Source organism: Brachyspira pilosicoli (assembly GCF_019402445.1).
GTDB lineage: Bacteria > Spirochaetota > Brachyspiria > Brachyspirales > Brachyspiraceae > Brachyspira > Brachyspira pilosicoli_B.
In genome coordinates this window covers 1-402 of sequence record NZ_SRZM01000412.1, presented here as the reverse complement: position 1 = coordinate 402, position 402 = coordinate 1, and the positions used below count along the sequence as shown (strand labels likewise).

Genomic DNA, 402 nt, shown 5'->3' with positions numbered 1-402 from the left:
ATAACAATAGATTCTGTTGTACAATAAATGTTATAAATAAAGGTTTTTTAATATATGACACTTTTTGAAGAAATTAAAACACATACTGGAAAAAGAAGAGTTTATGATATAATATTTTTTGCTTTTTTATCTTCGTTTATTGCGGCAATAGAAAATATGTTTCCAAGACCTATACCATATTTTAGGATTGGGTTTTCTTTTATTATTATATTAATGGTTTTAGATTCATTTAATTTAAAAGAGCTTCTTCTTATGATAGCTATAAAAAACATATCTGTTGCTATAGTATTTGCCTATATTCTCACCCCGCCGTTTTATCTTGGCATAACTGGTGGTATTATGTCTGTTATAGTAATGAAATTAATGAGAAATTTTAGAAACATTTTTTCTCTTTTAGGTGTA

Annotated in this window: 1 protein-coding gene; it reads left to right on the top strand. The window is 25.4% G+C overall.

The annotated features are described in order from the left end of the window. Positions 1-54: 54 nt before the first annotated feature. Positions 55-402: Gx transporter family protein (locus tag E6A48_RS11490; protein WP_219710447.1), on the top strand; the 348-nt coding region annotated here is incomplete at its 3' end.